9 protein-coding genes are annotated in these 7310 nt (G+C 69.8%); 5 read left to right on the top strand and 4 right to left on the bottom strand.

Annotation, left to right across the window (positions count from 1 at the left end):
• Positions 1 to 36 precede the first annotated feature (36 nt).
• The gene (locus ACZ6CL_RS22350) at positions 37 to 840 is read right to left on the bottom strand and encodes a hypothetical protein (protein WP_468937921.1); all 804 of its coding nucleotides are present in this window, start codon (positions 838 to 840) and stop codon (positions 37 to 39) included.
• Positions 841 to 950: 110 nt separating this feature from the next.
• Here ACZ6CL_RS22350 and ACZ6CL_RS22355 point away from each other — a divergent pair, with 110 nt between their 5' ends.
• From ACZ6CL_RS22355 to ACZ6CL_RS22365, 3 genes are all read left to right on the top strand, one after another.
• The gene (locus ACZ6CL_RS22355) at positions 951 to 1742 is read left to right on the top strand and encodes an ABC transporter ATP-binding protein (protein ID WP_468937922.1); all 792 of its coding nucleotides are present in this window, start codon (positions 951 to 953) and stop codon (positions 1740 to 1742) included.
• Between the two features lie 106 nt (positions 1743 to 1848).
• The gene (locus ACZ6CL_RS22360) at positions 1849 to 2274 is read left to right on the top strand and encodes an NfeD family protein (protein ID WP_385446554.1); all 426 of its coding nucleotides are present in this window, start codon (positions 1849 to 1851) and stop codon (positions 2272 to 2274) included.
• Positions 2275 to 2411: 137 nt separating this feature from the next.
• Positions 2412 to 3386, top strand: coding sequence for an SPFH domain-containing protein (locus tag ACZ6CL_RS22365; RefSeq protein ID WP_468937924.1), 975 nt, complete (start codon positions 2412 to 2414; stop codon positions 3384 to 3386).
• A 130-nt stretch (positions 3387 to 3516) separates the two neighbouring features.
• Here the strand turns inward: ACZ6CL_RS22365 and ACZ6CL_RS22370 are convergent, their stop codons facing one another.
• Together ACZ6CL_RS22370 and ACZ6CL_RS22375 are read right to left on the bottom strand one after the other, a co-directional pair.
• Positions 3517 to 4020 carry an HNH endonuclease gene (locus tag ACZ6CL_RS22370; RefSeq protein WP_123103227.1) on the bottom strand — a complete coding sequence of 168 codons (504 nt, stop codon included), beginning with the start codon at positions 4018 to 4020 and terminating at the stop codon, positions 3517 to 3519.
• Positions 4021 to 4126: 106 nt separating this feature from the next.
• Positions 4127 to 4666: a YbhB/YbcL family Raf kinase inhibitor-like protein gene (locus tag ACZ6CL_RS22375; protein WP_468937926.1), complete on the bottom strand. Its 540-nt coding sequence runs from the start codon at positions 4664 to 4666 to the stop codon at positions 4127 to 4129.
• An 87-nt stretch (positions 4667 to 4753) separates the two neighbouring features.
• On the opposite strand from ACZ6CL_RS22375, the gene ACZ6CL_RS22380 reads away from it, so the two are divergent.
• Positions 4754 to 5089, top strand: coding sequence for a barstar family protein (locus ACZ6CL_RS22380; RefSeq protein ID WP_468937928.1), 336 nt, complete (start codon positions 4754 to 4756; stop codon positions 5087 to 5089).
• A gap of 73 nt (positions 5090 to 5162) precedes the next feature.
• Here the strand turns inward: ACZ6CL_RS22380 and ACZ6CL_RS22385 are convergent, their stop codons facing one another.
• The gene (locus ACZ6CL_RS22385) at positions 5163 to 5945 is read right to left on the bottom strand and encodes a sporulation protein (protein WP_468937930.1); all 783 of its coding nucleotides are present in this window, start codon (positions 5943 to 5945) and stop codon (positions 5163 to 5165) included.
• A 164-nt stretch (positions 5946 to 6109) separates the two neighbouring features.
• Between ACZ6CL_RS22385 and ACZ6CL_RS22390 the strand changes: the two genes are divergently transcribed.
• Complete coding sequence (locus tag ACZ6CL_RS22390; RefSeq protein WP_468937931.1) at positions 6110 to 6772, top strand: DNA-3-methyladenine glycosylase; 663 nt, start codon at positions 6110 to 6112, stop codon at positions 6770 to 6772.
• Positions 6773 to 7310: the final 538 nt, after the last annotated feature.

The following is a 7310-nucleotide window of genomic DNA, read 5'->3' on the forward strand; positions in this document are numbered from 1 at the left end:
CGGCCCCATGCCGCTGAGGCGCCCCGGCCCAGGACGTCAGGAGCCGCCCCGCTCCAGCTCCTCCACATACGCGTTGTACGCCGCCACCTGCGCCCGCCGCGCCGTGCGCTCCACCGGCCGCAGCGCCTCCGCCCGGGCCGCGATCTCCGACGCGCTCACCGCCCCGCCGTGGTCCTTGCCGTCCCCGCCCGGCGCGTACGCGATGTCGATCAGGGCGCCCACCCGCTGCGCCAGCTCCAGCACCCGCAGGGCCCGCGGCGGATAGCCCGGCGCCAGCACCTCGCGCCCCCGCTCGGCCCGCGCCCGGTACGCCTCCAGCGCCGCCTGGGCAGCCGGACCGGCCCCGGCCACATTCAGCCGGGACAGCACCTCGGTCGCCTCCCGCAGCGCCTCGGCCAGCTCGCGCTCGGCCTCGCCGAGCGACGGCACATCCGCGGGCGGCGTCTCCCGCACCGGCAGACAGCGCCACACCACCTCGATGTGCTGATCGCCCTCGGGTCCGACGGCCGACACCTCGGGCACCAGGCCCAGCGCCACCCCCGTGGCCAGCGCCGCCTCGCCCGAGTCGAGCGCCTTCTCGTTGAACTCCGGCGGCCCGCTCAGCCCCAGCGGATGCCCCGCTATCGGCAGCGCCACCCGCAGCCCCTTGGCCCCGAGCGCTCTCAGCCGCCCCAGCGCCAGCGTCAGTCCGACCGGCCCGGACTCGCCGGGCAGCCCCGCCACCCGGTGCGACGCGTCCTCCCCGGCGATCCGGTGCGCGGCCTCGTCCGGTGAGACAAGTCCGGCGAGAAGGGCATTTCCCCAGGCTGCGAGGCGCCCTGAACGTGGTTCATCGAGCATGGAACCAGCCTAAGGACTGGCACCGACAACGCGTGGCGTAGGTTTTCCTCTGGGGGCTGCGCCCACAGGCGCACGCGACACTCGAGACTGCAATGGGAGACAACGCGCTCATGAGCGAGGTTCTGGAGCTGGTGGACGTATCCGTGGTCCGCGATGGTCGGGCTCTGGTGGACGAGGTCTCCTGGTCGATCAAAGAAGGGGAGCGCTGGGTGATCCTCGGCCCCAACGGCGCCGGGAAGACCACCCTGCTCAATCTCGCGTCGAGCTACCTCTTCCCGAGCGCCGGGTCCGCCCGGATCCTCGGCGAGCAGCTCGGCGCCGTGGACGTCTTCGACCTGCGCCCGCGCATCGGCATGGCGGGCATCGCCATGGCCGACAAGCTGCCGCGCGCCCAGACCGTCCTGCAGACCGTACTCACCGCCGCGTACGGCATGACCGCGCACTGGCAGGAGAACTACGACACGGTCGACGAGGCCCGGGCCCGGGCGTTCCTGGACCGCCTCGGCATGAACGAGTACCTGAACCGCAAGTTCGGCACCCTCTCCGAGGGAGAGCGCAAGCGCACCCTCATCGCCCGCGCGATGATGACCGACCCCGAACTGCTGCTCCTCGACGAGCCGGCGGCCGGGCTCGACCTCGGCGGCCGCGAGGACCTCGTACGGCGCCTCGGACGGCTCGCCCGCGATCCGTACGCGCCGTCGATGATCATGGTGACACATCACGTCGAGGAAATTCCCCCGGGCTTCACCCACGTCCTGATGGTCCGTCAGGGCAAGGTGCTCACCGCCGGGCCCATCGACATGGAGCTGACCTCCCGTAACCTCTCGCGCTGCTTCGGGCTCCCGCTGGTCGTCGAGCGCAATGGCGAGCGCTGGACCGCCCAGGGCCTGCCGCTGACCTGAAACCGATCCCCGGTGGCCTGAACCCCCGCCCCGAACACGGCGCATGTCCTGCGCGCCCCGCACCGCGCCCTGTTCCCAGACGGACCATGAGAACTACCATGACCTTGTGGATCCGTGGGTGTGGTGGCTGATCGCCGCCGTAGGACTGGGCATCCCGCTCGTGCTGACCGCGATGCCCGAATTCGGGATGGTCGCGGTCGGCGCGGTCGCCGGTGCGATCACTGACGCGCTCGGCGGCGGCGTCGTGCTCCAGGTCATCGTCTTCTGCGCCGTCTCGGTGGCGCTGGTCGCCGTCGTCCGGCCGATGGCGGTCCGCAGCCGCCGTCAGCAACCCGGACTGCGCAGCGGCGTCGAGGCGCTGAAAGGACGGCAGGCCGTCGTCCTCGAGCGCGTGGACGACAGCGGCGACGGCCGCATCAAGCTGGCCGGTGAGATCTGGTCCGCCCGGTCGCTCGACCCAGGCCAGGCCTATGAACCGGGCCAGCAGGTCGATGTCGTCGAGATCGACGGCGCCACCGCCGTCGTCATGTAGACGTCGTAGTACCAAGTGCTGAGCGCCACCCCGCTCAGCTGCGAAGCCGGCCGTCGATCTGACAGACTCCACCCACAAGACCGGACTTGATCATCCCGATCATCCAGAAGCACGCATGAAGGGCACGGGGAGCCGCTGTGGAACCGATCATCATCGTCCTGATCATCCTGGTGGTGCTCGTCTTCATCGCACTGATCAAGACGATCCAGGTCATCCCGCAGGCCAGTGCCGCCATCGTGGAACGCTTCGGCCGCTACACGCGCACCCTCAACGCGGGCCTCAACATCGTCGTCCCGTTCATCGACTCGATCCGCAACCGCGTCGACCTCCGGGAACAGGTCGTCCCGTTCCCGCCGCAGCCGGTGATCACCCAGGACAACCTGGTGGTGAACATCGACACCGTCATCTACTACCAGGTGACCGACGCCCGCGCCGCGACCTACGAGGTCGCCAGCTACATCCAGGCGATCGAGCAGCTGACCGTCACCACCCTGCGGAACATCATCGGCGGCATGGACCTGGAGCGCACCCTGACCTCCCGTGAGGAGATCAACGCGGCGCTGCGCGGCGTCCTCGACGAGGCCACCGGCAAGTGGGGCATCCGCGTCAACCGCGTCGAGCTGAAGGCCATCGAGCCGCCGACCTCCATCCAGGACTCGATGGAGAAGCAGATGCGCGCCGACCGTGACAAGCGCGCCGCGATCCTCCAGGCCGAGGGTGTCCGGCAGTCCGAGATCCTGCGCGCCGAGGGTGAGAAGCAGTCCTCGATCCTGCGGGCCGAGGGTGAGGCCAAGGCCGCCGCGCTGCGCGCCGAGGGTGAGGCCCAGGCGATCCGTACGGTGTTCGAGTCCATCCACGCCGGAGACCCGGACCAGAAGCTGCTCTCCTACCAGTACCTCCAGATGCTGCCGAAGATCGCCGAGGGCGACGCCAACAAGCTCTGGATCGTGCCCAGCGAGATCGGCGACGCCCTCAAGGGCCTCGGCGGGGCCTTCGGCAACTTCAACCCGCTGGGCGGCGGGAACGGCGGCGGCGCCCCGGCCGCCCCGGCCGCCCCGTCGGGCACCGGCAAGGAGGCCGCCCCGCGCCGCGAGCAGCCGAGGATCGACTGACGCGCTGATGACCGAAGGGCCGGTATACCCAGGACGGGTACCGGCCCTTCGGCCATCTCAACGGCCCACTGCCTCAGCGGCTCAACCTCTCAGCCGCTCAACCTCTCAGCCGCTCAGCGAGTACGGGCGCTCAGGCGGGCAGCGCCAGCCACTCCGGCAGCCCGTCCCGCTCCGCCGCCCCCAGCGCCAGCAGCAGCGCGTCCGAAGGCGTCGGCTCGAACGGCGAGTTGAGCAGCCGCATCCCCGCCTGCTCCGGAGTCCGGTCCGCCTTGCGGTGGTTGTCCTCCGCACACGACGCGACCGTGTTCAGCCAGGTGTCCCCGCCCCCGCGCGACCGCGGCACCACATGGTCCACGGTCGTCGCCCGCCGCCCGCAGTACGCGCACCGGTGCTGATCCCGCACCAGCACCCCGCGCCGCGACCACGGAGCCCGTCTTCGGAACGGCACCCGTACGTAACGGCACAGCCGGATCACCCTCGGCACCGGCAGATCGACCTCCGCGGCGCGCACCCGCAGCCCGGGATGGGCGCGTTCGACGACGGCCTTCTCCTGGAGGACCAGCACCACCGCACGCCGCAGCGTCACCGTCGACAGCGGCTCGAAGCTCGCGTTCAGAACCAGCGTCTCGCGCATCCCGACCACCTCCCGCGTCCCGGCCACGCCCGCCGCTCCGTGACGGGCGGGCCGGGATCAACTCTGGCCGGGAGGATGGCCGAGGACAACGCAATTTCGCGGCGGGTCAGCCCGCCGCGGGCACCTCGTACTCGCCGATCAGATGGGCGCGGCCCAGCGTGTGGAACCGCAGGTTGAAGCCGACCACCGCGGGCGACGCGTCGGCGTCCGGGCCCAGCTTCTCGGTGTCCACCGCGTACACCGTGAACACATAGCGGTGCGGACCGTCCCCGGGCGGCGGCGCGGCCCCGCCGAAGTCCCGGGTGCCGAAGTCGTTACGGGCGTGCACGGCACCCTCGGGAAGCCCCGCGAAGCCACCGGTGCCCGCCGCGGTCGGCAGCTCCGTGACGGTGGCCGGAATGTCGAACAGCACCCAGTGCCAGAACCCGCTGCCGGTCGGCGCGTCCGGGTCGAAGCAGGTGACGGCGAAGCTCTTCGTCCCCTCCGGGAAACCCTCCCAGCGCAGCTGCGGCGAGGTGTTCCCCTCCGCGTACACCTGGGCTGAAGGCAGCGTGCCGCTTCCCGCCACATCGTCGCTCACCACGGTGAACGACGGCACCGGCGGATGGAAGTCATGGGGGAGTGGGCGCCGGTTCTGGTCGGACACGTCGAAAACCTCCTGATGATCGCGGTTGATCAGCTGTCCGGCCAGCCTAACGAGACCCGGCCGCCGCGGGCTGGCACCATGGCGCCCATGACCGGCCCGACCCCCGTCCTCCCCCTGCACCTCGACGGTGTGGCCGACAAGGACGGCTTCCTTGAGCGCTGCGCCCGGGATCTGCGCTTCCCCGACTGGTACGGGCACAACTGGGACGCGCTCGCCGACTGCCTCACCGACCTCTCCTGGTGGGGCGAGGGCGCCGAGCCCAGCGGCTATCTGCTGCGGGTCCGGGGCTGGGCGGCGTTCCGCGACGCGGCACCCGAGGCCGCGGCGATCGCGGCGGACATCCTCAGCGACGCTGTGACGTACTGGTCCGCGCGGGGCACACCCCTGACGATCTGGTACGACGACGGCCCGGACGACGCATAGCGCGCGGGGCGCACACCGGATCATCCGGTGCACGCCCCGCGGGGAATCGTGTGGTGGCGGAACCCGCCAGGGCTCAGAACCAGTTGCGCTTGCCGCCGACCTCGGCGAGCCACTGGTTCAGATACGCGGCCCAGTCCGTCTCCTGGTAGGAGTCCAGGCCGACCGTGAAGGACCGGTACGAGTCGCTGCCCGAGCTGAACAGCCCCGGCTTCTTGTCCATCTCCAGGACGACGTCCATCTCGCGGTCGTCCGCGACGAAGGACAGCTCCACCTGGTTGAGCCCCCGGTACTGCTGCGGCGCGTGGAACTCGATCTCCTGGTAGAAGGGCAGCCGCTGGCGCGTCCCGCGGATCTGCCCCTTCTCCAAGTCCGCGTTCTTGAACCGGAAACCGAGCGCGCCGAACGCGTCCAGGATCGCCTGCTGGGCGGGAAGCGGATGCACATTGACCGGGTCCAGGTCGCCCGAGTCCACCGCACGCGCGATCGCCAGCTCCGTCGTCACGCCCACGTTCATCCCGGTCAGATGACGGCCCAGGAACGTCGTGACCGGAGTCTCCCAGGGGATCTCCAGACCGAACTGCACGGAGTGCACCGCACCCGCCTGCACCTCGAAAGCGCCGCCCAGCTGCTGCCGGGTGAACTCGATGTCCTGCTTGGTCTCCTGGTCGTCCCGCTCCACCTCGACCCGGGCCTGAAGGCCGACGGAGACCCCCTCGATCTGCTGCGCGACAGAGCCCCCCTGGATGCGGACCTCGCCCTGCACGATGCCACCCGGGACGACGTTCTCCTCGGTCAGCACCGTCTCCACCGAAGCGCCACCGGCACCCAAACTCGCGAGCAGCTTCTTGAAGCCCATGTTCTCCCTCTCAAGGACGCACTGTTGAACAGTAGATACGCGGAACAGCCGCTGGCGGTTCCGCAGGTCATACCCTCGCAGCGCGGCGGCCTGGCTCCAACCACGGGTACCTATCGGTTCCACTACGCTCGGACCGCGTGACTGATGGAGCTGACGGAGCCGAAGTGACCGATGGATCCGACCGCACGCCGCTGGCCCGTGCCTTCTTCGACCGTCCGGTCCTGGAAGTCGCCCCGGACCTGCTCGGCCGCACCCTCGTGCGCCGCACCCCGGACGGCCCGGTCGCCCTGCGCCTGACCGAGGTCGAGGCGTACGCGGGACCGGCCGATCCCGGCTCGCACGCCTACCGCGGCCGTACCGAGCGCAACGCCGTGATGTTCGGCCCCCCGGGTCACGCGTATGTCTACTTCACCTACGGCATGTGGCATTGCCTCAACCTGGTCTGCGGACCCGAGGGCTCCCCGAGCGGGGTACTGCTGCGCGCGGGGGCGGTGCTGTACGGACACGAGCACGCCCATGAGCGTCGGCCGAAGGCGCGCAACGACCATGAACTGGCCAAGGGCCCCGCCCGGCTGGCCACGGCACTGGGTGTCGACCGCAGGCTGGACGGCAGCGATGTGTGCGCGGGTCCGGAAGCCCCCCTGGAGATACTCACGGGCCGCCCCGCCCCGCCCGAGCAGGTGCTCAGCGGACCCCGCACGGGAGTCGGCGGCGAGGGCGCCACCCACCCGTGGCGCTTCTGGATCGACGGTGATCGCTCGGTCAGCCCGTACCGGCCGCACACCCCGAGGCGCCGCGGTCCGACGAGCCGTCAGGCGGGAACTTGACTCCGGTTGGCCGGGGGCCTAACGTAGCCCGAGCCGCTTGAGACGGGCAGCGCTGTCGGCGCGACCAGCAGGTCGGGTCCCAGCAGCCCCAGGTGGCCAACCACTACTGACACTTCCCCAACAGGGTTCTATTTCGCTGCGCGAAATCATGCCCTGGGGCTCCGATTAGGAGCTGAGCGGGAAATTCGCTAAAGTGGTGGACACGCCGCAAGGCGCGAAACACCCCGCTCCAACAGGGGGCCGGAAACGGAATTCGGACCGGAAACGGAACGGAAAACGGATCTGGTAAGGTTGGAAACACGAAAGGCCGAAAGGCCCGGAAGGAAAGCCCGGAGAAACCGGTGATACGGTTTCAAAGGAAGCGATCGTTCCTTGAGAACTCAACAGCGTGCTAAAAGTCAACGCCAAATATGTTGATACCCCGTCCACATCGCAGATGTGGTCGAGGTTCCTTTGAAGAAAAACACAGCGAGGACGCTGTGAACGGGCTGGATCATTCCTCCGGCCTGTTCCGCTCTCGTGGTGTCTACCAGGATTA

Source organism: Streptomyces sp. NPDC041200 (assembly GCF_055591805.1).

Bases quoted from the DNA above. Each gene is read 5' to 3' on its own strand.
- ACZ6CL_RS22350 (WP_468937921.1), bottom strand. From the start codon at position 840: ATGCTCGATGAACCACGTTCAGGGCGCCTCGCAGCCTGGGGAAATGCC.
- ACZ6CL_RS22355 (WP_468937922.1), top strand. From the start codon at position 951: ATGAGCGAGGTTCTGGAGCTGGTGGACGTATCCGTGGTCCGCGATGGT.
- ACZ6CL_RS22370 (WP_123103227.1), bottom strand. From the start codon at position 4,020: ATGCGCGAGACGCTGGTTCTGAACGCGAGCTTCGAGCCGCTGTCGACG.
- ACZ6CL_RS22380 (WP_468937928.1), top strand. From the start codon at position 4,754: ATGACCGGCCCGACCCCCGTCCTCCCCCTGCACCTCGACGGTGTGGCC.
- ACZ6CL_RS22385 (WP_468937930.1), bottom strand. From the start codon at position 5,945: ATGGGCTTCAAGAAGCTGCTCGCGAGTTTGGGTGCCGGTGGCGCTTCG.